The organism is Janthinobacterium sp. GW821-FHT03C08 (assembly GCF_059420905.1).
The window spans coordinates 71,090-93,825 of sequence record NZ_JBWKUP010000007.1 but is presented as its reverse complement, the minus strand read 5'-3'; the positions used below and the strand labels follow the sequence as shown (position 1 = coordinate 93,825).

The following is a 22,736-nucleotide window of genomic DNA, read 5'->3' as shown; positions in this document are numbered from 1 at the left end:
TTTACCCATCTGGAGATGAGAATGACACTATTGGCGAAGTTGATGCTGGCAACGGTTGCGACCCTGTCGGCGGGCACGGTACAGGCGAAGGCGCCCGCACCCCTGCAGGATACCCCTGTCGATTGCGACAGTTGCAAGGAGTGGAATGCGCCCGTCCAGCCGTTCAATATCTATGGCAATAGCTGGTACGTGGGCACGGCCGGCCTGTCCGCCGTGCTGGTGACGAGCCCGCAGGGGCACATCCTGCTCGACGGCGCGCTGCCGCAGTCGGCGCCCCTGATCATCGCCAATATCCGGGCGCTGGGCTTCCGCATCGAGGACGTGAAATACATCCTCAATTCCCACGCGCACTGGGACCATGCGGGCGGTATCGCCGCGCTGCAGCGTGCCAGCGGCGCCACCGTGGTGGCCAGCGCCTCGGGTGCTCTGGGCTTGCAAAGCGGCACTAACGGCAAGGACGATCCGCAGTACCAGGCCGTGCCCGTCGTGCATGTCGCCAAGGTAGAGCAGGTCAATGTGGTGGGCGAGGGCGATGCCGTCAGGCTGGGCCCGCTGGCGCTGACGGCGCACATGACGCCGGGCCACACGCCGGGCGCCACGACGTGGACGTGGATCTCGTGCGAAGGCGCACGCTGCCTGGACGTCGTGTATGCGGACAGTCTGAATCCGTATGCCAGCGGCAACTTCCGCTACACGGGCAAAGATGGTTCGCCCGACCTGTCCGCTTCGTTTGGCGCAAGCATCGCCAAGGTGGCCGCCTTGCCATGCGACATCATCATCCCCGTGCATCCGGGCACGACGGACGTACTGGGCAAGGCTGCCAGACGCAACGGCACGGACAATCCCCTGATCGACGCCAGCGCCTGCCGCGCCTATGCGGCCAATGCGCAGGCGTTGCTGTCCAAGCGGCTGGCGAAGGAGCGGGGCGAAGCGCTGCCAGCCGATGGCAAAGGCGCGCACGCGCACTGATCCGCTACTGATCCACGTCACCCTGCCGCGCCTGCGGGCGTGGCGGCGGGCGTCTGCGCCTGGCTGTCGCGGGCTTTGTGCAGGCGCCGTGCAAACACCGTCATTTCCCTGGCCGCCTGCAGGTCGCCTTGCTGCGTGGCCACCGTCACGCCAGTCGTCCAGGCGGCCTCGGCTTCATCCAGCCGGCCCTGCTGCTGCAGCGCCTTGCCCAGCAGTTTCCATGCCGCCGAATAGCCGGGCTGCTGCACGGTGGCTTGCGCCAGGTGCAGGGCCGCTTGTGCCGCGTCACCGTCTTTCAGGCAGGCGTCGCCCAGGCCGAAGCGCAGCAGGGCATTGTCGCGCCCCTGCGCCAGCAGTTTTTCCAGCTTTTCACGCATTCTCAGCCTCGTTTATTATACAAGTTAATTCTTGCATATTAACGTTTCAGGCTCCGGGAAACAAGCACGCAATCGGCCGGCCACATGCACCGCCGGTGTGCGGCGCGCTGCCCAGGTACGGCTGTGCGCGCAGGCCTGGCCTGGCGGGAGCCGCTTGACAACTGGTGCACGCGGTCGGGCGCCACCCTTGGCGGCGCGCCCATGTTCCGCTGCACCTGTCTCTGCCAGTGGCCATCGGCATCGCCCTGAGGAGCGTGCCGGGAGCGGTCCATGCCAGCGCTACGGCGTGGAGCACCTCTGGCAAGTGTGGCGGATCGCGCCGGCCCCGATGCCCGTGCCGTACTTTCCCTGCCGCGCGTCTGCCCGATACCGGCGCACGCCGCAGCAGGCCTGGGTGCGCCATTTCTGTACGCCCTTACTTGCAGTACAAGCGGTCGATGCTATGCGACGACGCCAGGTAATGCCGCGTCTGCCAAGCGATGGCCACGCGGTAGGCGCACGGCGGGTCCAGGGCCACGTTGACGGGAAAGCCGCCGTTGTTGCCGGACAAATGAGGACCGCCCGCGCCGCCGCGGAACAGATAGTTGCCGGGCGGTGGAGGCGGCGTGAAACTGGCGGCCGGCAGCGGTGGCGGCGGGTGCTGGGTGCCATTGTTGTTGGAAATCGTGATATTGAAGAAGCGCAAATGCGGATGGTCGATCGTGTACAGGATATGCACGAGGCCGCCCGAGACGGGGTTGCAGGCATTGCTGCGCAGTTCTTCCAGGTCCAGCGCCACGATGACGGGCGAATTGTCGAAAACGATGGAGTCAAGCCCATCCGTAGCCACGCTCGCCAGGGTATTGCCGTCGCGCACTTCAAAGCCCAGGCGGTAGCGGCGTATGGGTTCGCTCTCGGCCGTCGTCAGGCTGCGCCCCGCGTCCAGGATGGGCAAGCCGCCCGGCAGCTTGGCCGGATGCAGGCTGGTGATGGCGGGGGTATTGACGGTCAGCAAATCAAAGGTGCGCAGGAAGATGTTGGGCGCCACGTTGACGACGGCCGTCGTGCCGTCGCGCATGTCCACCGTGACGGGCTTGCCATCGACGCGTATCCAGCCGCCCGGCTTCAGGTCGCCCGCATCGACGATCACCTGGGCCGAGTCGGCCAGGCCCAGTCCGTTCGTATAAAACACATAGCCGACGAGGGTGCCCAGCACTTGCGTGAGCGGCGCCAGGCTGGCCGGCGCCACCGTGGGGATGGCCGTCGGGTCGTCACTGCCGCCGGGCCACGTCCACTCGCCGATGAGGAAGCGGTATTCCAGCGGATTGGCTGGAATGGCGCTGTTGCGCAGGGGGCAGTTGCCCTTCAGGGTGACGCCGCCGCCGAACACGTAGGAGGCGCCGGCGCCGCCCGCATAGCCTTGCGCGGAGAAGCCGGCCGGCGCGGGAAACGGGTGGATGTCGAACACTTCCACCTGCTGCCAGTGGGGCACGCCTTCCACGTCGGGCGGCAGGACGTCTTTCGAGCACAGTTCCACGCAGAAACAGTGCCCCACGTTTTCGCGGCCCGGCTTGCGGCCATCGGCCTGGGTTTCCGACAGGATGGTCACGCTGCCCAGTTGCGCCGTGAAATATACGTCGGGGCCGCTGGTGAATTCCACGTTGATGAAGGGCGAGAAGGGCGTCAAGGTGAAGTCGGCCGTGAGGTAGTCGATGCGGAAGCGGCCCGTGGCGTCCGTCACGGCGTCGCCAAGCGCATCGTCCTGCAGCCAGTCCGCGTCAAACGCGTGCACGGTGGCGCCGGCGATGGGCGTCTGCGGCGCGTCGCAGGTGCGCAGGCGGCCGCAGATGGTCCAGGCGCCGAAGCGGGCGCGCACGAGGCACCAGAAGCGCTGCGGCAGGCAATAATCCCAGACGGCGAGGAAGTCATTGTCGGCCTGGCGCCAGCGGGGCTGCACGGTGGTGATGGAAAACTGCAGGGGCACGGGGTCTTTCGGCCCCGGCTTCAGGTGCGGCACGGTGGGGCACAGCACGTCCACCTCGACGGCTTCGCCCTGGTAGTCGCCTTCCAGGGTGAAACTGTAGTTGCCGTCCTCGTCCGTGCTCGCCTCGGCCAGCAAATAGGGGGCTTTCGCCCGCACTTCCTCATCCGTGAGGATGGCGAAGGTTTCCTTGGCGCTGGCCACGGCCAGGGCCGTGACGTTCTGCGACTCGCGCGGGCGGTACAGGCGCACGGTGACGTGCGACAGCGGTTCAGGACACTCGGCGCAGATCAGGCCGCATAGCTTGCCGCGTAGGATGTAGGCCATGATGGCTCCCTTGCTGGTGTGGACGGGGCGCCGCTCGCAGTGGCGGCGCTGTTACCAAGCTAGCAAATGGATGGCCGATGGGCTTGATCTGGATTAAGGGCGGCCCCGCTATTTGATCAGCGTCAGCACGTCGCGGAAACGCGGATGCTTGCAGTCGCGCAACCATTCAAAGGCCAGCATTTCCACCGTCACCAGCTGGGCGCCCAGCTTGCCGAGGCGGGCCAGGGCCGCGTCACGGCTGGCCGCCTGGCGCGAACCGACGGCATCGATGGCGATGATGACGTCATACCCCAGCTCGAGCAGGCCGATGGCCGTCTGCAGCATGCACACATGGGCTTCGCAACCCGTGACGACGATCTGTTTGCGTCCGGGGGGCAAGATATCCTGCAAGCCATCAAAACAGGCGCCGAAATGCGTCTTGTGCAAGGTGCGTTCGCACAGGGCGGCGATCTCCTCCACGTTCGGCCCCAGGCCCTGGCGGTTCTGTTCCGTGCCCAGCACGGGCACGTCGAGCAGGCGGGCGATCCGTGCCAGGCGCAGGTTCTGCGCCAGCACGGCACCGGCATCGTGGATGGCCGGCATCAAGCGGCCTTGCAGGTCGACGATGACTAAAACAGCCTGGCTTGCATCCATCAGCATGGCGATCTCCTTATACATATATGTGGCGACAGTGTAGCTTGCACTCAACTTGGCCAGCTGGGCGCGGCCGTCTCGCCCATCAGGTAGTCGTGGTTCAGGTCGATGGCCGTGCGCAGGTAATTCCACAAGGCGCTGACCCGGGCGATGTTGCGCCGCTCGCTCGGCGAAATCATCCAGAACGAGCGCACGAGGTCGATGTCGCCGTCCAGCACGGGCACCAGCGCGTCCGACTGCTGCGCCACGAAGCAGGGCAGGATGGCCAGCGCCTGGCCGGCCCTTGCCGCGTGGTACTGGGCGAGCACGCTGGTGCTGCGAAAGGCCCGCAGGGAGTCGGGCGCCACGTTGTCCATGTAGCGCAGTTCCGCGCTGAAGACGAGGTCGTCCACGTAGCCGATGATGGGGTGCTGCGCCAGCTGCGCCACGCTGGTGATGGGCGCATGGCGCGCCAGGTAGGCGGGCGTGGCATACAGTTTCAGGCGGTAGTCGGACAGCTTGGTCACCACGTAGGGGCCGGACTGTGGCCGCTCGATGGAAATGGCCACGTCCGCCTCGCGCTTGGACAGGCTGACGAAGCGGGGCACGGCGATCAGGTCCACGCTGATGTGCGGGTAGCGGCCGCAAAACTGCGCCAGGTGGGGCGCCAGCACGACGGCGCCGAAGCCTTCCGTGGCGCCCAGGCGCACCTGGCCCGACAGCAATCGATTGTGTTCGCCCAGCTCCTCGGTGGCGGCAAACACCGTGCTTTCCATCGTTTCCGCGTATTCCATCAGGCGGTGGCCTTCCGGCGTCAGCTGGTAGCCCACGTAATTGCGGTCGAACAGCTGCGTGCCCACCTGCTCCTCGAACTTGCGCATGCGGCGCGACACGGTGGAATGGTCGATGCCCAGTTTTTTCGCCGCGTCGACGAGGCCCGCGCTGCGCGTCAGTTCCAGGAAGACCCGGACATTGTCCCAATCGAGCACTTTGTTCTCCTTGTGCATTTTTGCAAAGGAATTATGCATTAATTTCGCTTGAACGCATATTTTTACACATGCAGAATGCATCTATACATATAAGAAAAACCCGTTCACCTGGAGACACGCATGAAAAAAACCGTTCTGGCCATGGGCGCGCTGGCGCTTTCCCTGTCTTTCACCGGCGCGCAGGCGCAGATTTCCGATGGCGTCGTCAAGGTCGGCATCCTGACCGACATGTCCGGCCCGTACTCGGCCATGGGCGGGCGCGGCTCCGTCGTCGCCAGCCAGATGGCCGTCGAGGATTGTCTGAAGGCCGAATGCAAGGGCATGAAGATCGAAATCCTCTCGGCCGACCATTTGAACAAGGCCGATATCGCCGCCTCCAAGGCGCGCGAATGGCTGGACCGCGACAAGGTCGACGCCATCGCCGATCTCACCAATTCCTCGGTGGCCCTGTCCGTGCAAAAGCTGATGAAGGAGAAGGGCGGCATCGCCATGTTCAGCGGCCCCGCCACGGGGCGCCTGACGAACGAGGATTGCTCGCCGAACGGCTTCCACTGGATGTTCGACACGTATTCGCAGGCGGCCGGCACGGCGGCGGCATTGACCAAGCTGGGACAGAAATCCTGGTACTTCGTCACCGTCGATTACGCCTTCGGCCACTCGCTGGAAAAAGACGCCAGCGACGTCGTCAAGCGCAATGGCGGCACGGTGCTGGGCGCCGTGCGCCATCCGCTGAACGCCTCCGACTTCTCGTCCTTCCTGGTGCAGGCGCAAGGGTCGAAGGCGCAGGTGATCGGCCTGGCCAACGGCGGCGCCGACACGGTGTCGGCCATCAAGCAGGCGCGCGAATTTCGCATCGGCAGCGGCAAGGACCAGCGCCTGGCCGCCTTGCTCGTGTTCCTCTCCGACGTGCACGCGCTGGGCCTGGATACGGCCCAGGGACTCGTCTACGCGGACGGCTTTTACTGGGACTACGATGACCGCAGCCGGGCCTTCGCCAAGCGTTTCGAGGCCCTCAACAAGGGCGCCAAGCCGACCATGGTGCAGGCGGGCGTGTATTCCAGCGTCTACCACTACCTGAAATCCGTGGCGGCCGCGAAGAGCGACGACTCGAAGATCGTCGCCCAGAAAATGCGCGAGCTGCCCATCCAGGACGCCGTCATGCACAACGCCTCGATCCGCCCCGACGGCCGCGTGATCCACGACATGTACCTGGTGCAGGTGAAGACCCCGGCCGAATCGAAGGGACCATGGGACTACCTGAAAGTGCTGTCCACCATCCCCGCCGACCAGGCCTTCAAGCCGATGGATGCGGCGGCGTGCAATCTCGTTAAAAAATAATCACGGAGCCAAACAAATGAACCAAGCCCTCACCCAAGTCCCAACTGTCCCCCTGCACATCGCCGGCAAGCACCACGCCTCGACCAGCACGGAATGGCGCGACGTCGTCAACCCGGCCACGCAGGAAATCGTCGCCAGGGTGCCGTTTTCCACGCCCGATGAAGTGAACCTGGCCGTCGCCACGGCCAAGGAAGCGTTCAAGACGTGGCGCAACACGCCGCTGGCGGCGCGCATGCGCATCATGCTCAAGTACCAGCAGTTGATCCGCGACAATATCGGTGCGCTGGCCGAACTGATCACGCGCGAACACGGCAAGACCCTGCCCGACGCGGAAGGGGAAGTGATGCGGGGCCTGGAAGTGGTGGAGCACGCGTGCTCGATCGCTACCCTGCAGCTGGGCGAGATCGCGGAAAACGCGGCAAACGGCGTCGATGTCTACAATATCTACCAGCCCCTGGGCGTGGGCGCCGGCATCACGGCGTTCAACTTCCCCGTCATGCTGCCGTGCTTCATGTTTCCCATTGCCATCGCTTGCGGCAATACGTTTGTATTGAAACCGTCGGAGCAGGACCCGTCCTCGAGCATGTACCTGGTCGAACTGATGTACCAGGCGGGCTTGCCGGCGGGCGTCTTGAACGTCGTGCATGGCGGCGCCGACGTCGTCAACATGCTGTGCGACCATCCCGACATCAAGGCCGTGTCCTTCATCGGTTCCACCCACGTGGGCACGCATGTGTACCGCCGCGCCAGCGAAGCGGGCAAGCGCGCGCAGTCGATGATGGGCGCGAAAAACCATTGCGTGGTGCTGGCCGACGCCAACAAGGAGCAGGCGATCAATAACCTGATCGGCGCCGCCTTCGGCGCGGCCGGCCAGCGCTGCATGGCCAATTCCGTCGTTGTGCTGGTGGGCGAGGCGCGTTCCTGGCTGCCGGAAATCGTCGCCCGCTCCAAAGCGCTGAAAGTGGGTCCGGGCAGCGACCGCGAGGCGGATCTGGGGCCGATGGTCTCCCGGGCCGCCTTGCAGCGCGCGGAAAAGCTGATCCAGGCGGGCGTGGATGAAGGCGCGCAGCTGCTGCTCGACGGCCGCGGCCACAAGGTGGCGGGCTACGAGGGCGGCAATTTCATGGGACCGACGATCTTTTCGAAGGTGGCAGCATCGAACTCCGTCTACACGCAGGAAATCTTCGGCCCCGCCATGTGCGTCGTCGAGACGGACACGCTGGACCAGGCCATCGCCTTCATCAACGCCAATCCGAACGGCAACGGCACCTCGATCTTCACCTCGTCCGGCTGGGCAGGGCGCAAGTTCCAGAACGAGATCGACGTGGGCCAGGTGGGCATCAACGTGGCCATCCCCGTGCCCGTCGCCTACTTCAGCTTTACGGGCTCGCGCGCGTCGAAACTGGGCGACCTGGGCCCGAACGGCAAGCAGGCGCTGTACTTCTGGACGCAGACCAAGACCGTCACGGCGCGCTGGTTCGCCCCGGACGATGGCGGCAGCGGCGTCAATACCACCATTGCAATGAAATAAGGGGCGGCGATGGCAAATATCGTCTTTATCGGCCTGGGCAACATGGGCTTGCCCATGGCGCAAAACCTCGTGCGGGCCGGCCACGCCGTCACGGGCTTTGATTTGATCCCGGCCAGCGTGCGCCAGTTTGCCGACGGCGGCGGCCTCGTCTCCGACGACCAGGCGGCGGCGATAGGCGCTGCCGACATCGTCATCACCATGCTGCCGGCCAGCCGCCACGTGCTGGGCGCATATTTGGGGGATTCCGGCATCCTGGCGCAGGCGCGGCCCGGCACCCTGCTGATCGACTGCTCGACGATTTCCACCGAGGCGGCACGCCAGGTGGGCCGCGCGGCGCAGGAAAAGGGCTTGCCCATGCTGGACGCGCCCGTGTCGGGCGGCACGGCGGGGGCGACCAATGGCACCCTGACCTTCATGGTGGGCGGCGACGCCTCGGCGCTGGAAGCGGCGCGGCCCTGCCTGGAAACCATGGGCAAGGCCATCTTCCACGCGGGCGCATCGGGCAGCGGCCAGACGGTCAAGATCTGCAACAACATGCTGCTGGGGATTTTGATGATCGGCACCAGCGAAGCGATACGCCTGGGCGTGGCCAATGGCCTGGACCCCAAGGTGGTGTCGGACGTGATGGCGAAAAGCTCGGGCCGCAACTGGACCCTGGACGTGTACAACCCGTGCCCCGGCGTGGCCGAGAACGTGCCCGCGTCGCGCGGCTACGCGGGCGGCTTCGGCGTCGATTTGATGCTGAAAGACCTGGGCCTGGCCGTGGAAAGCGCGCTGGCCAGCGGCGCCAGCATCCCTCTGGGCGCCTTGTCGCGCAATTTATATGGCTTGCACAGCAAGGCGGGGGCGGGTGCGCTGGATTTCTCCAGCATTTACCAGCTGCTGGGAGAGTAGGCTTAAGGCTGTTGCGCCTGCAGGGCGGCCAGTTCCGCCCTGGCCTTTTCCAGCTTGCCTTCCAGCTTGGCGATCTTCTTCGGCTCTTTATTCGCTTCCTGGGCCAGGCGCAGCGAACGCTCCGTCTGGTTCACCTTCGCCTGCGCCTTCAGGATCTTCTTGTTGTGGCGCTCGACCAGGCTGCTGTCGCGGCAGTGGGCATTGACTTCGTCGAGTGCGCGCGTCAGGCCCGCGACCTTGTCGGACAGGCCCTGTTCTTTGGCCTGGCGCAATTCGCTGCGGATGCTTTCGCGCTTGGCGGCGCAGCCCGTCAGCTGGGTGTCGGCGGCGCTGGCGCCCAGGGAAGCGGCGGCGAGCAGCAGGGACAAGGCGGTTTTCGAGTAGCGGTTCATGGCGTTCCTGGTTAGTGGGGCGGGATTGGGTTGATTGATGCAATGTAAGCCCGCCGGTCAGCCCTGTCAAACTTCGCGTGCAGTGCGCGCCTCCCCGGCGCGGCATCGGCTACCATGCTTGTTTTCTCTCTCCCGACACCATCGCATGCCCCGGAAATTAGTCTTGCTGCTCCCTTTTCTGCTGCCGCTGCCCGTCCTGGCGCAAACTTCCCCCACCTTGCTGGACCTGCAGCTGATCGCCATCAAGGCCAGGGCCGATGCGCCGGCCAGCGGCCCGGAAAGCATCGCCGAGTTTGCGCAGACCCGGCGTGCGGCCGAAACGGGCGATGTGGAGGCGCAGCTGGAACTGGCGCGCATGCTGCAGCTGGGCGTCGGCGCGCCGCAGGACACGGCGCTATCGATGGCCTGGATACGCAAGTCGGCCGAAGGCGGCTATGCGCCGGCGCAATCGGCCCTGGGCCTGGCCTGCACGGTGGGCGGCAAGGTGCCTGTCGACCGCGTGCAGGGCGAATACTGGCTGCGCAAGGGCGTGGCGCAGGGCGACGCGCTGGCGCAAACCATCCTGGCGCTGGAATTCATCGATGGCGGCAGCCCTCCCGAAGAGCAGGCGCTGGCCATCACCTGGCTGAAGAAGGCCGCGCTCGAAGAACACTTTATTCCCGCTTACAACGCGCTCGGCGAGCACCTGATGCGCGCCGCCGCCGACGAGCAGGATCGCGGCGAGGCCTTCCACTGGTTTTACAGGTCGGCGCGTGAAAAGGAGCCGGCCGGCATGCGCAACCTGGCCCGCGCCCATGAACTGGGCCTGGGCGTGGCGCAGTCGGACAAGCTGGCCCTGGCCTGGTACGAGCGGGCGGCATGGAGCGGCGATCTGCCCGCCATGCGGCGCATGCTCGATGTGTATGTCAAGGGCGAACTGGGGCAGGCGGCGAATGCCGAAGACGCCGCCGAATGGCGCGCCAAGCTGGCGCAGAAGGAAAACAAATGAAGACCATCCTGCTTGTATTGAGCGTGGCCCTGGCGCAGCCCGTGCTGGCGCAGCCAGCGTCCACCAGGGAACCGGGTCAGCATCCGGCGCTGGTGGAATTCGATACCAAGGGCCTCGACGACATGCGCGCAAAGGTGCAGGCCGTGACCGGCCGCCCGGCCGACCTGTCGCCGGACAAGGTCGCCGCCTACGACAAGACGCGCCGCGCGGCCGAAGGGGGCGATACTGCCGCCCAGCTGGAGCTGGCGCAGATGCTGCATGAGGGCGAAGGCGCGCCGCGCGACTTTGACGCCGGCCTGGCGTGGATGCGGAAGTCGGCCGAGGGCGGCCATGGCCCCGCGCAGGCTTTCCTGGGCGTCGCCTACACGCTGGGGCAGGGCATGCCCATCGACCGCCAGCTGGGCGAAGACTGGTCGCGCAAGGGCGCCGCGCAAGGCGTGGAACTGGCCAACTACACCTTGGCCATGCACTACGAAAACAGCCGCAGCAGCCCGGAAGAGCAGGCGCACGCGCTGCACTGGCTGAAATTCTATGCCGAAGAAGGCTTCATTCCGGCCTACAATGAGATCGGCTACCGCCTGATGATGACGGCGCACGATGACGCGCAGCGCAGGGAAGCGTTTGGCTGGTACATGCAGGCGGCCAAGGCGCTCGATCCGCCCGGCTTGAACAATGTCGCCTATTCGTATGAAGTGGGGCAGGGCGTGCCGCAGAGCGACGAGGCGGCGCTGGGCTGGTATGAGCTGGCGGCCATCGCCAAGAGTCCGCCGGGCCAGACGGGGTTCGCCCGCCTGCTGGAGCAGGGGCGCGGCGGCCCGACGCGGCAAGGGCCTGCGCCGCCGCCGTTCGCGCTGTATCTGCTGGCCGCCACGCAGGGCGACGAGGAGGCGATGCAGCGGCTGGTGAAAGTGTTCAAGAACGGGGAACTGGGACAGCAGGCCAGTCCCATGCGGGCGGCGCTGTGGCGGGAAAAGCTGCGGATGGCGCCTGCCCCCTGATAGACCGAGACGGCGTGAAAACGGCATGCTATCATCATTGTTATCGATAACAATATCATGAGAGACCCATGAATCCCGATTTTCGTTCCAAGGACATGCTCGAAGCGCATATTTTGCACACCATGCGCTTCTACCACCCGCGCGCCATCGACCCCAGCGGTGGCTTCTATCACTTCTTCCTCGACGACGGCACCGTCTACGACGCTGCCACGCGCCACCTGGTCAGCAGCACGCGCTTCATCTTCAATTACGCCATGGCTTACCGCCATTTCGGCGGCGACGCTTACCAGGCGGCCCTGCGCCATGGCGTGGCCTTCTTGCGGGACGTGCACCGCGACCCGGCCACGGGCGGCTATGCCTGGCAACTGAAGTGGCAGGACGGCGTCAGGACGGTGGAGGACGGCGCCAACCACTGCTATGGCCTGGCCTTCGTGCTGCTCGCGTATGCGCACGCCTTGCAAGCTGGCGTGACGCAAGCGCGCGCCTACCTGGACGAGACCTTCGAACTGATGGAGCAGCGTTTCTGGCTGCCCGAGCACGGCCTGTATGCGGACGTGGCCAGCGCCGACTGGTCCACCCTGGACGGCTACCGGGGCCAGAACGCCAATATGCATGCCTGCGAAGCCATGCTGGCCGCGTTCGAGGCGACTGGCGAGGCGCGCTACCTGCACCGCGCGGAAACGCTGGCGCACAATATCACCGTTCGCCAGGCGGGCCTGGCGAACGGCATGATCTGGGAACACTACAAGAGCGACTGGGCTATCGACTGGGACTACAACCTGCACGACAAGAGCAATATCTTCCGTCCCTGGGGCTACCAGCCCGGCCACTTCACGGAGTGGGCCAAGCTGCTGCTGATCATGGAGCGCCACGCCAGGTTCATGGCGGGACCGTCCGAGTGGCTGCTGCCGCGCGCGCGCGAACTGTACGACACGGCGCTGGCCAAGGCCTGGGACGGCCAGCATGGCGGCATCCACTACGGATTCGACCCGCACGATGAAATCTGCGATGGCGACAAATACTTCTGGGTGCAGGCCGAAAGCTTTGCCGCCGCCGCCGTGCTGGCCGTCCGCACGGGGGAAGAGGCCTACTGGACAAGCTATGACAGGATATGGGACTACAGCTGGCAGCATTTCGTCGACCACGAGCACGGCGCCTGGTACCGCATCCTCACGCCCGAGAACCAGAAAATCAGCGACGAGAAAAGCCCGGCCGGCAAGGTCGATTACCACACCATGGGCGCCTGCTACGAAGTGCTGAACGTGCTCAAAGGTGCCGCATGAGCGCCGCTTTCCCTGCCTTTGTGTCGGCCGGCGAGGCGTTGACGGACATGCTGCGCACGGGCGCCGATGAATGGAGCAGCCAGGTGGGCGGTTCGACCTGGAACGTGGCGCGCGTGATGGCGCGCCTGGGCGTGCCCAGCGCCTTTGCGGGCGCAGTCAGCCTGGACGTGTTCGGCGACGCGCTGGCGCAGGCGACCGACGTGGCGGGGCTGGACATGCGCTTCTTGCAGCGCCATGCGAAGTCGCCCCTGCTGGCCATCGTGCACGAATTGCATCCGCCCACGTATTACTTCATCGGCGACGACAGCGCCGACCTGCATTTCGATGCGGCCCTGCTGCCGGAAGGCTGGATGGCGGGGGCGCAATGGGTGCATTTCGGCGGCATCAGCCTGGCGCGCGAACCGCTGGCGGGCAAGCTGGTGGCGCTGGCGCAGGAACTCAAGGCGGCCGGCGTGAAGATCAGCTACGACCCGAATTTCCGCGTCATGATGGATGAACGCTACGACGCCACCCTGCACCGCATGACGCAGCTGGCCGACGTGGTGAAGGTGTCCGATGAAGACCTGGCGGGCCTGTTCCGCCACGACGATATCGATGGCGCGTTCGGCGTGCTGCGCGGCTGGAATCCGCAGGCCACGTATTTGTATACGCGTGGGTCGCAGGGCGCGGCCCTGTACCGGGGCGAGCAAGTCTGGCAGGCGGCGCCGCCCGTCATCGAGGTGGTCGACTCGGTGGGGGCGGGCGACGCCAGCATCGGCGGCTTGCTGTACAGCCTGATGTACCGGCCTGACGCGGACTGGGGCGAGCACTTGCGCTTCGCCGTCGCTGCCGGGGCGGGCGCCTGCCTGGCCGCCGGCGGCTCGCCGCCGTCCGTGGCGCTGGTGGAGTCGCTGGCGGCGCGCACGGTGGTGCGCTAATGGCCCGTCAGCGGGGGGCGCATGCCCCCGTCGACGCCCGCTCCATCAAGGTAAACGGCATCAGGTGATGCGTGGCGGGCGCCAGTTCTCCCGCGCGGCGCTGGCGGATCTCGTCGATCACCAGGGTGACGGCGGCGCGCGCCATGTCTGCGATGGGCTGGTGGATGGTGCTCAGCTCGGGCCACACGGTGGTGGCGACGGGCGTGTCGTCGAAGCCGCACACGCTCAGTTCCGCCGGCACCTGCAGGCCCATGCCGTGCGCCACGGCCAGGGTGGCGGCCGCCATGTCGTCATTGCTGGCGAAGATGGCGCTGGGGTGCGGTTTTTGCGCCAGCAGCTGGCGCGCCGCGTCGAGTCCCGAACGGTAGGTGAAATAGCCTTGCGCCACGCGCCCTGGGCGTACCTGCAAGCCTGCGTCCCGCATGGCGTCGTCGAAGGCCTGGCGGCGCAGCAGGGCGGGCGTATGGGCCGGGTCGCCCTCGATGAAGCCGATGTCGCGGTGGCCCAGCGCGAGCAGGTGGCGCATCACGGCCAGCGCGCCCTCGTAGTCGTCGATGCGCACGGCGGAGACGTCCGGCGAGGGCCGCGCCGTGGCCACGGCGATGGCGGGGATGCCCATCTGGTTCAGCTGCGCCAGCACCTGCGGCGAGTCGCACAGGGGCGGCGGCACGAGGATGCCGTCCACGCCGGCCGTCACCAGGCAGTCGATGGCGGCGCGCTGGCTGGCCAGGTCGCCGCAGCGCTCGAGCAGCAGCTGGCCGCCGCCCTGGCGGCACTGGTCCATGGCGCCGACCAGAAACTCGCTGAGGAAGGCGGCGCTGGGGTTGCTGTACAACAGGCCGATGCGCAGGGTGCCCGTGCGGGCCGCGCGCGCGGCCAGGTTGGGCTGGTAGTGCAGGCTGGCGATCGCCGCCTCGACCTTGTCGCGCGTGGCGGCGCTGACGCTGGCGCGCCCGTTGATGACGCGCGACACCGTCATGGCCGACACGCCGGCCAGGCGCGCCACGTCGTGCACGGTGGCGCCGCTGGCGGTGTCGAGGGCGGCCGGCGCCGCCTTATTCGAGGTGGCCACCGAATTTCAGCTTGCCGCTGATGCGCATGCCGTGCAATTGACCCTCTTCCAGTTCGGCCGCGCTGGTGCGCTGCGCCGTATCGCGCCGCGCCAGGCCGACGGACAGGATATCGAGCATCATCAGCTGCAGCAGGCGCACGATCATGGGCACGAAATTGAGGTTGCCTTCCGGGTGGTTCAGGGTCAGCAGCACGTCGGCTACCTTGGCCAGCGGCGAGCCGCTGGCCGTGATGGCCAGCACGCGCGCGCCGCAGCCCTGCGCCACTTTCACGGTGCGCAGCAGGTCGGGCAGGGCGCCCGAGCGGGAAATGACCAGCGCCACGTCGCCCGGTTTCAGCATGGCGGCGCTCATTTCCTGCGCCTGCGGGTCGGCGAAGAAGCTGCTGACGATGCCCAGGTTGAGCAGTTTCTGCTGCATGTCGTCCGCCACCACGCGGGCGCTGCCGACGGCCAGCAATTCCACGCGCTGCGCGCTGCGCAGCAGTTCGATGGCCGCCGTCAGGGCCTTCACGTCGAGCATGTCGCGCAGGGCCAGCGCGGCCGAGGCGTTATTGCCCAGCACCTTGCGCGCCAGTTCGGCGTCGGAATCCGAGATCTCCACGTGGCAGTGTGCCACCGTGATGGCGCCGCCCGTCAGGCCGGACGCCAGCTTCAGCTTGAAATCGGCCAGGCCCTGCACGCCGATCGAGCGGCAGAAGCGCATCACCGTGGGCTGGCTCACGCCGACGCGCTGGGCGATTTCCGCGATGGGCAGGGTCAGCATGGCGTTCGGTTCCTTCAGCACCCAGTCGGCGACCTTGCATTCGGAAGGGCTCATGCGCCCGCGCGCCTGGCGCACGGATTCGAGCACGGGCGCGCCGGAATGGGCGCGCTTGAGCTTTTGCGCCAGGATGGCGGCGATGCCGAGGAACGTCGGCAGTTCGGCCGTGATCAGAAAGGTGGGAATCTGCGCCAGGTATTCGTTCAGCCGGCCCTTCTGCTCGAAGCGTGCGCGGAATTGCGACTGCTCGAACAATGGGCCCAGGCGCGGCACGATGCCGCCGCCGATATAGATGCCGCCCAGCGCGCCCAGGGTCATGGCCACATTGCCGGCGATGGAGCCGAGGATGGCGCAGAAGCAGTCCACGGCCTCGATGCACACGTCGCATTCGTTGGCCAGGGCGCGGCTGGTGATTTCGGCTGCCAGCAAGGGCAACGCGTCGGGATGGCCGGCGCGTTCGGACAGGGCGCGGTAGATCAGTTCCAGCCCCCGTCCGGAGGCGAGGCGCTCGGCCGAGACGTGCGACAGTTCGCGCCAGGCGAAGGACAGCACGTCCATCTCGCGCTGGTCGCAGGGGGCGAAGCTGACATGGCCGCCTTCGCTGCCCAGCGCGATCCAGCGGTCTTCCGCCGGTATCATGCCGGACACGCCCAGGCCCGTGCCCGAACCGAGCAGGCCGATGACGCTGTCGGCGCGCGCCATGCCGCCGCCGATCTGCAGGCGCTGGTCGGGTCGCAGGTAGGGCAGGGCCATGGCCAGCGCCGTGAAGTCGTTGACCACCAGAAGCGTATCGAGACCCAGCGCGGCGCGCATGGCCTCGATCGAGAAGAACCAGTGGTGGTTCATCATGCGGATGGTGTCGTCGTCGATGGGGTTGGCAATCGCGATGGCGGCGTGGCGCACGCGCGCCGAGCCGGCGGCACGCGCATCGCTGCTGTCCATGTAGGCGGTGATGGCGTCGAGCAGCGAGGCGTAGTCGTCGCAGGGCAGCACGGCCACGGCTTCCAGGTGGCCCTGGCGCGTCTCGAGCACGAAACGGGCATTGGTGCCGCCGATGTCGGCCAGCAGGCGCGGCCCGTCAGTGAAGCGCTCCGCCGGGTCGCTGCCTGCTACTTCCATTTTTTCATCAATTTTCATGGCGGTGCTTTATCTCGTATGCGTGCGCTGTCGTGGCGGCGCACTGTCGTTATGGGCAAAAACCAAGGATTTTAATTCGTATACGTCCCGCGTGCCGAAAAATGCAGCCCGGCCTTGCAGATGCGCATGCGTGGCGTCAAAAAACGGACGCGCCACGCCGCAAAAGCGGGGCAGGCAGACGACAAATAGGAGCGCCAATAAAGTGTCGCAGAGTAGTCGTAGGATTACAACATAATATGTTGATATTTGTTCGTAGTATAGTTACTATGTCCCTGCTGGAAAGAATTCTGGCCAGTACATTCGGCCACGAATGACTAGATAAAAAATAACTACTGAGGAGACTTACCATGCTGCATCGCAACATGTTGAAGGCTGTGTTGAAGACACTGCCTGCTGCCATCGTCTTAGCCATCGCCAGCGGTTCCGCAGCTGCCGACCCCATGTACCCATCCGACTCCGAAGGCTTCCACGGCTACCTGCGCGCTGGCGCCGGCAGCAATACCTCGGGCGATGGCGGCTCACAAGGCTGCTTCGGTCTGGGCGGCAATACCATGAAATACCGTCTGGGCAATGAGTGCGACGCCTACACGGAATTCGGCTACACCAAGTCCATCGCCAAGTCCGGCGGCGTGAACTACCTGGCCACTATCTGGGTCAACGCCTACGCGCCGAATTCCGATTTCGGCGACCACAAGCTGGGCATCGTCAAGGCCTACGTCGAAGCACAGGGACTCGACTTCCTGAACGGCGGCACGGCCTGGGTCGGCAAGCGTTTCTACTACCGTCCCGACATCCACATGCTGGATATGCAGTACATCAATATGAACGGCACGGGTGCAGGCCTGGACCGCATTCCCGCCGGCCCGGGCAAATTCTCGTACGCCTTCTTCAAGGATAACGACATCAATGCCCGCGACCCCGTCACGGGCGCCATCCTCGGCACCCGTTCGGCCGTGCGCCAGAACTTCATCTACGGCGAAATTCCCGTGAATGAAAACGGCACGCTGGACCTGGCCGCCACCATCATCACGGCCGAAGGCAAGGACAACGACATCTACGGCCCGAAACATAACGGCTGGCAACTGTCGGCCTTCCACCGTCAAGGCAAGGTGTTTGGCGGCGGCAATACCTTCGGCGTGCAGTACGGCGTCGGCCCTGGTATCGGCGGCGACGGCAACGGCCAGTTCGGCGCCTCGGGCAACACGGCTTTCGGTTCGGACCGCAAGCGCACCCGCGTCTTCAATGACATGGCGATCCAGCCGATGGAAAACTTCGGCATGGAATTCGTTGCCCTGTGGCAAAAAGACGAGTCCAACGCCAGCGGTTCCTCGACCTGGACCTCGGTCGGCGTGCGTCCCGTGTACGCGTTCACCAACAACTTCAAGCTGGTGGGCGAACTGGGCACGGACCGCGTGACGCAAGCGGGCGGCCTGCCGGCCAAGCGCCTGACCAAGCTGACCATCGCGCCGACGATCTCGGCCGGTCCTGGCCTGTGGTCGCGTCCCGAGCTGCGCGCTTTCGTGACGTACGGCAAGTGGAACGATGCGGCCACCGCCTCGGTCAATGCAGCCAACAACGGCGGCCCGATCTACAACAACAATACCAGCGGCACCTCGTATGGTTTCCAGGTGGAAACCTGGTTCTAAGTTAGCAGGCGTTGTAAGTCTAGATCAACCTGGCGCATCCTTCGCGGATGCGTTTTTGGCGCCGTCCCGTGATATAAATGCAATGTAGTCATGTCATGGATCACGGCGCCGTCTTTTCACTGTAGATGATGCCCGTTTGCAAGCGGGTCTGAGCACAAGAGCGCCGGCACAGGCGCACATTTCACCTTTTTCGGCCCCGTATGCCGAAGCCCCCTAAAAGCTTGATCAAAAAAGGAATGTGGAGATGAAACTGAAATTCAAGATTACCCAACTGGCCGCATTGACCACCCTGGCTTTCGCCGGCAGCGCCTTCGCGACCGACGTGGAAGTGTTGCACTACTGGACGTCCGGCGGCGAAGCCAAGTCCGTGGGCCAGTTGCAGCAAATCGTGAAAGAAAGCGGCTATGGCTGGAAAGACTTTGCCGTGGCTGGCGGCGCAGGCGAAAACGCCGCGACCGCACTGAAAACCCGCGTCATTTCCGGCAACCCGCCAACGGCTGCGCAGATCAAGGGCCCGTCGATCCAGGAGTGGGGCGCGGAAGGCGTGCTGGCCAATATCGATGATGCCGCCATTCCAGGCAAATGGGATGCCGTGCTGCCGAAAGTCGTCGCCGACATCATGAAGTACAAGGGTCACTACGTTGCCGCGCCAGTCAACGTCCACCGCGTCAACTGGATGTGGGTCAACCCGGAAGTGCTGAAAAAAGCCGGCGTGACCGCCACGCCAACCACCTGGCCAGCCTTCTTCGAAGCGGCTGAAAAGATCAAGAAATCGGGCGGCATCGCGATCGCCCACGGCGGCCAGCCATGGCAGGACGCCACCGTGTTTGAATCGGTCGCGCTGGGCGTGGGCGGCACGGAGTTCTACAAGAAGGCCATCCTGAAGCTGGACCAGAAGGAATTGACCGGCCCGACCATGCTCAAGGTGTTCGACACCCTGGGCAAGGTCAAGACCTACATCGACAAGGATGCGGCAGGCCGCGACTGGAACCTGGCGACCGCCATGGTCATCAACAACAAGGCCGGCTTCCAGTTCATGGGCGACTGGGCCAAGGGCGAGTTCACGGCTGCCGGCAAGGTGCCGGGCAAGGACTACCTGTGCGTAGCCGCGCCCGGCACGGACAAGGCCTACACCTTCAACATCGATTCGTTTGCCATGTTCACGCAAAAGGATGCGAATGCGAAGAAAGGCCAGATCGCCCTGGCCAACGCCATCATGAATCCGAAGTTCCAGTCGATCTTCAACCTGAACAAGGGTTCCATCCCCGTGCGTTCGGGCGTTTCGCGCGACAAGTTCGACGCTTGCGCGATCAAGTCGATGGATGACATGGACGCGACCAACAAGACCGGCGGCCTGGTGCCGTCGTTCGCCCACGGCATGGCCCTGCCATCGGCCACGCAAGGCGCGATTTTCGACGTCGTCGCCAAGTTCATGAACACCAACATGAGCTCGAAAGACGCGGTTGCCGAGCTGGCCAAAGCGGCAAAAGTGAAGTAATCGGCACGGGGCGCCCGCTGGCGCATGTGTAACTCCCCCTACACGTGCGCCATCGCGGCGCCTTGCTGCAGCTTGGCGGTCGCCGGTCATGCCGGCGCCACTCACCGTTCTACTTCTACGGCTGTCCTATGTCCTTACGCAAGCATTTCGACCGATGGATACCACAGATGGTGCTGGGCCCTACGCTCATCGCCAGCCTGATCTTCGTCTATGGTTTTATCTTTTTGACCGGTTGGCTGTCGCTGACCGAATCGCGGCTGATGCCGAACTACGAGTTCGCCGGCCTGGTGCAATACATCGAGCTGTTCGACAACGAGCGCTGGTGGACCTCGCTCAAGAACCTGGGCATCTTCGGTGTCCTGTTCATCGGTTGCAGCATCGCCATCGGCCTGTTCCTGGCCATCCTGCTGGACCAGAAAATCCGCGCCGAAGGCGCGCTGCGCGCCATCTACCTGTATCCGATGGCGCTGTCCTTCATCGTCACCGGCACGGCCTGGAAATGGATGCTCAATCCCAGCCTGGGCCTGGAAAAGGTCATGCACGACTGGGGCTGGACCTCGTTTACCTTCGACTGGCTGGTGAACTCCGACATGGCCATCTACACGGTGGTGATCGCCGGCGTATGGCAGTCGTCGGGCTTCGTCATGGCCCTGTTCCTGGCCGGCCTGCGCGGCATCGATGACGAAATCATCAAGGCGGCGCAAGTCGATGGCGCGTCGCTGCCGACGATCTACTGGCGCATCGTGATTCCCGCCATGCGGCCCGTGTTCTTCAGCGTGCTGCTGATCCTGGCGCATATCGCCATCAAGAGCTTCGACCTGGTCATCGCACTGACGGCTGGCGGACCTGGCAACTCGTCGTCCGTGCCAGCCATCTTCATGTACCAGTTTTCCTTCACCCGCGGCCAGCTGGGCCTGGGCTCGGCATCGGCCATGATGATGCTGGCCACCATCGTGGCCGTGCTCGTGCCGCTGATGTACCTGGAAACGCGCAGCGCAAAGGCGATGAGATGACACCTACCCGTAATAATCGCCTCACCCTCGGACGGGTGGTGGTATACCTGCTGCTGATTCTGTTCGCGGTGTACTACATCGTGCCCCTGTACGTGACCCTGTCGACGTCGTTCAAGTCGCTCGACGAGATCCGCAGCGGCAACCTGCTGGCACTGCCGCACGTGTGGCAGTTCGATTCCTGGGCCAAGGCCTGGTCCTCGGCCTGCACGGGCGTCACCTGCGACGGCATGCAGCCGTTCTTCTGGAACTCGATCAAGATGGTGATTCCCGCCGTGCTGATCTCGACCTTCCTGGGCGCCTTCAACGGCTATGTGTTCGCGCACTGGCGCTTCCGCGGTTCCGAAGCCCTGTTCGCCGCCTTGCTGGTGGGCTGCTTCATCCCGTTCCAGGTGGTGATCCTGCCGATGGCGCGCCTGCTGGGCGAATTCGGCCTGGCCAATACCACCACGGGCCTCGTCTTCGTCCATGTGGTGTACGGCACGGCGTTCACGACTTTGTTCTTCCGCAACTATTACATCGGCGTGCCGGAAGAACTGATCAAGGCGGCGCGCATCGACGGCGCCGGCTTCTTCCTGATCTTCCGCAAGATCGTGCTGCCGATTTCGGGTCCGATTTTCGTCGTCTGCATCATCTGGCAATTCACGCAGATCTGGAACGACTTCCTGTTCGGCATCGTCTTCGCCAGCGGCGATTCGCAGCCGATCACGGTGGGCTTGAACAACCTGGTCAACACGTCCACGGGCGTGAAGGAATACAACGTCAACATGGCCGCCGCGGTGATTGCCGCGCTGCCGACCCTGCTGGTCTATCTGGTCGCAGGCCGTTATTTTGTGCGCGGCCTGACCGCAGGCGCAGTCAAAGGTTAAGGAAAGAATATGTCCAGTTTATCGATACGCAGCATCCGCAAGGTGTACACGAATGGCGTCGAAGTCCTGAAAGGCATCGACATCGAGATCAAGGATGGCCAGTTCCTGATCCTCGTCGGCGGCTCCGGCTCCGGCAAGTCCACCTTGCTCAACATGGTGGCCGGCCTGGAAAGCGTCACCTCGGGCGAAATCCTCATCGACGGCAAGGTCGTCAACGACCTGCCGCCGAAGGACCGCGACATCGCCATGGTGTTCCAGTCCTACGCCCTGTACCCGTCGATGACGGTGCGCGAAAACATCGCCTTCGGCCTGAACGTGAAGAAGGTGCCGAAGGCCGAGCAGGAAGAAATCGTCGCCCGCGTGGCCGAAACGCTGCAGATCACGCACTTGCTGGACCGCCGTCCGGCGCAACTGTCGGGCGGCCAGCGCCAGAGGGTGGCCATGGGCCGCGCCATCTCGCGCAAGCCCTCGCTGTTCCTGTTCGACGAACCGCTGTCGAACCTGGACGCCAAGCTGCGCGTGGAAATGCGCGCCGAGATCAAGCTGCTGCACCAGCGCCTGAAGGCCACCATCGTCTACGTCACGCATGACCAGATCGAGGCGATGACCATGGGCGATCTGATCGCCGTCATGAAGGATGGGGTGGTGCAGCAACTGGGCACGCCGCAGGAAATCTACGACAATCCGGCCAACCTGTTCGTGGCCGGCTTCATCGGTTCGCCGTCGATGAATTTCATCACCGTCAAGCCTGTCATCGAGGGCAACGAGGTGTATGTCGCCATCGAGAACGCGGGCAAGAGCCTGCGCCTGGCCCTGCCGTTCGCCGCCGACAAGCTGCGCAGCCATGCGGGCCGCGACGTGATCCTGGGCGTGCGCCCGGAACAGATCACGGACATGAGCAGCGCGCACGGCGACGTGGGCCAGGAACTGGGCTGCCTGATCGACCTGGTCGAGCCGACCGGCCCCGATACCCTGCTGACGACGCGCCTGAACGGTGCGGCAGTGACTTGCCGCACGCACCCGCGCGAAGCCGTGCTGCCGGGGCAGACCATGCAGCTGTCGTTCAACCTGTCGAAGGCGGCCATGTTTGATCCGGCCAATGGCGAACGCATCGCCTGAGCGCTGAAGCCATAAAAAACGGCCCGCCTGTCAGCTGACAGGCGGGCCGT

General features: G+C 64.9%; 20 protein-coding genes. 13 read left to right on the top strand and 7 right to left on the bottom strand.

Annotated features, from left to right (window positions below):
* The first annotated feature begins 21 nt into the window (after nucleotides 1-21).
* Complete coding sequence (gene bla / locus AC07VL_RS11360; protein WP_494805928.1) at nucleotides 22-969, top strand: subclass B3 metallo-beta-lactamase; 948 nt, start codon at nucleotides 22-24, stop codon at nucleotides 967-969.
* A 17-nt stretch (nucleotides 970-986) separates the two neighbouring features.
* Here bla and AC07VL_RS11355 read toward each other — a convergent pair whose 3' ends face one another.
* From AC07VL_RS11355 to AC07VL_RS11340, 4 genes are all read right to left on the bottom strand, one after another.
* Nucleotides 987-1,346: a tetratricopeptide repeat protein gene (locus AC07VL_RS11355; RefSeq protein WP_494805927.1), complete on the bottom strand. Its 360-nt coding sequence runs from the start codon at nucleotides 1,344-1,346 to the stop codon at nucleotides 987-989.
* 415 nt (nucleotides 1,347-1,761) lie between these two features.
* Nucleotides 1,762-3,633, bottom strand: a complete 1,872-nt coding sequence (locus AC07VL_RS11350) for a transthyretin-like family protein (RefSeq protein ID WP_494805926.1) — start codon at nucleotides 3,631-3,633, stop codon at nucleotides 1,762-1,764.
* Between the two features lie 108 nt (nucleotides 3,634-3,741).
* Nucleotides 3,742-4,272: an isochorismatase family protein gene (locus AC07VL_RS11345; protein ID WP_494805925.1), complete on the bottom strand. Its 531-nt coding sequence runs from the start codon at nucleotides 4,270-4,272 to the stop codon at nucleotides 3,742-3,744.
* Between the two features lie 44 nt (nucleotides 4,273-4,316).
* The gene (locus AC07VL_RS11340; RefSeq protein ID WP_494806124.1) at nucleotides 4,317-5,234 is read right to left on the bottom strand and encodes a LysR family transcriptional regulator; all 918 of its coding nucleotides are present in this window, start codon (nucleotides 5,232-5,234) and stop codon (nucleotides 4,317-4,319) included.
* A gap of 141 nt (nucleotides 5,235-5,375) precedes the next feature.
* On the opposite strand from AC07VL_RS11340, the gene AC07VL_RS11335 reads away from it, so the two are divergent.
* From AC07VL_RS11335 to mmsB, 3 genes are read left to right on the top strand one after another with little or no spacing between them, the layout of a single operon-like run.
* Nucleotides 5,376-6,572: an ABC transporter substrate-binding protein gene (locus AC07VL_RS11335; protein WP_494806123.1), complete on the top strand. Its 1,197-nt coding sequence runs from the start codon at nucleotides 5,376-5,378 to the stop codon at nucleotides 6,570-6,572.
* 16 nt (nucleotides 6,573-6,588) lie between these two features.
* On the top strand, nucleotides 6,589-8,103 hold the full coding sequence (locus AC07VL_RS11330) for a CoA-acylating methylmalonate-semialdehyde dehydrogenase (RefSeq protein WP_494805924.1): 1,515 nt from the start codon (nucleotides 6,589-6,591) through the stop codon (nucleotides 8,101-8,103).
* A gap of 9 nt (nucleotides 8,104-8,112) precedes the next feature.
* Nucleotides 8,113-8,997 (top strand): 3-hydroxyisobutyrate dehydrogenase, encoded by an 885-nt coding sequence (gene mmsB / locus AC07VL_RS11325; RefSeq protein WP_494805923.1) that lies wholly within the window; start codon nucleotides 8,113-8,115, stop codon nucleotides 8,995-8,997.
* A 2-nt stretch (nucleotides 8,998-8,999) separates the two neighbouring features.
* On the opposite strand, the gene AC07VL_RS11320 is transcribed toward mmsB, so the two are convergent.
* On the bottom strand, nucleotides 9,000-9,389 hold the full coding sequence (locus AC07VL_RS11320) for a DUF1090 domain-containing protein (RefSeq protein WP_494805922.1): 390 nt from the start codon (nucleotides 9,387-9,389) through the stop codon (nucleotides 9,000-9,002).
* 163 nt (nucleotides 9,390-9,552) lie between these two features.
* Between AC07VL_RS11320 and AC07VL_RS11315 the strand changes: the two genes are divergently transcribed.
* From AC07VL_RS11315 to AC07VL_RS11300, 4 genes are all read left to right on the top strand, one after another.
* Nucleotides 9,553-10,377, top strand: a complete 825-nt coding sequence (locus tag AC07VL_RS11315) for a tetratricopeptide repeat protein (RefSeq protein WP_494805921.1) — start codon at nucleotides 9,553-9,555, stop codon at nucleotides 10,375-10,377.
* Entirely contained in the window at nucleotides 10,374-11,375 is a 1,002-nt protein-coding gene (locus AC07VL_RS11310) for a tetratricopeptide repeat protein (protein WP_494805920.1), read from the top strand. The genes AC07VL_RS11315 and AC07VL_RS11310 overlap by 4 nt, the downstream gene beginning before the upstream one ends.
* Before the next feature lie 68 nt (nucleotides 11,376-11,443).
* Nucleotides 11,444-12,658: an AGE family epimerase/isomerase gene (locus AC07VL_RS11305; RefSeq protein WP_494805919.1), complete on the top strand. Its 1,215-nt coding sequence runs from the start codon at nucleotides 11,444-11,446 to the stop codon at nucleotides 12,656-12,658.
* Nucleotides 12,655-13,575 carry a carbohydrate kinase family protein gene (locus AC07VL_RS11300; protein WP_494805918.1) on the top strand — a complete coding sequence of 307 codons (921 nt, stop codon included), beginning with the start codon at nucleotides 12,655-12,657 and terminating at the stop codon, nucleotides 13,573-13,575. The genes AC07VL_RS11305 and AC07VL_RS11300 overlap by 4 nt, the downstream gene beginning before the upstream one ends.
* 7 nt (nucleotides 13,576-13,582) lie before the next feature.
* On the opposite strand, the gene AC07VL_RS11295 is transcribed toward AC07VL_RS11300, so the two are convergent.
* The gene (locus tag AC07VL_RS11295) at nucleotides 13,583-14,647 is read right to left on the bottom strand and encodes a LacI family DNA-binding transcriptional regulator (RefSeq protein ID WP_494805917.1); all 1,065 of its coding nucleotides are present in this window, start codon (nucleotides 14,645-14,647) and stop codon (nucleotides 13,583-13,585) included.
* Entirely contained in the window at nucleotides 14,631-16,544 is a 1,914-nt protein-coding gene (locus AC07VL_RS11290; RefSeq protein WP_494805916.1) for a glucokinase, read from the bottom strand. Before AC07VL_RS11290 ends, AC07VL_RS11295 begins: the two co-directional genes overlap by 17 nt.
* 347 nt (nucleotides 16,545-16,891) lie before the next feature.
* On the opposite strand from AC07VL_RS11290, the gene AC07VL_RS11285 reads away from it, so the two are divergent.
* The 5 genes from AC07VL_RS11285 to AC07VL_RS11265 all read left to right on the top strand — a co-directional run bounded on the left by AC07VL_RS11285 (nucleotide 16,892) and on the right by AC07VL_RS11265 (nucleotide 22,686).
* Entirely contained in the window at nucleotides 16,892-18,190 is a 1,299-nt protein-coding gene (locus AC07VL_RS11285; protein WP_494805915.1) for a maltoporin, read from the top strand.
* Nucleotides 18,191-18,434: 244 nt separating this feature from the next.
* Nucleotides 18,435-19,688: an ABC transporter substrate-binding protein gene (locus AC07VL_RS11280; RefSeq protein WP_290603285.1), complete on the top strand. Its 1,254-nt coding sequence runs from the start codon at nucleotides 18,435-18,437 to the stop codon at nucleotides 19,686-19,688.
* A 128-nt stretch (nucleotides 19,689-19,816) separates the two neighbouring features.
* Nucleotides 19,817-20,701 (top strand): carbohydrate ABC transporter permease, encoded by an 885-nt coding sequence (locus AC07VL_RS11275; RefSeq protein WP_290603284.1) that lies wholly within the window; start codon nucleotides 19,817-19,819, stop codon nucleotides 20,699-20,701.
* The gene (locus tag AC07VL_RS11270; RefSeq protein ID WP_290603283.1) at nucleotides 20,698-21,567 is read left to right on the top strand and encodes a carbohydrate ABC transporter permease; all 870 of its coding nucleotides are present in this window, start codon (nucleotides 20,698-20,700) and stop codon (nucleotides 21,565-21,567) included. The genes AC07VL_RS11275 and AC07VL_RS11270 overlap by 4 nt, the downstream gene beginning before the upstream one ends.
* A 9-nt stretch (nucleotides 21,568-21,576) precedes the next feature.
* Nucleotides 21,577-22,686 carry an ABC transporter ATP-binding protein gene (locus tag AC07VL_RS11265; RefSeq protein ID WP_494805914.1) on the top strand — a complete coding sequence of 370 codons (1,110 nt, stop codon included), beginning with the start codon at nucleotides 21,577-21,579 and terminating at the stop codon, nucleotides 22,684-22,686.
* Nucleotides 22,687-22,736: the final 50 nt, after the last annotated feature.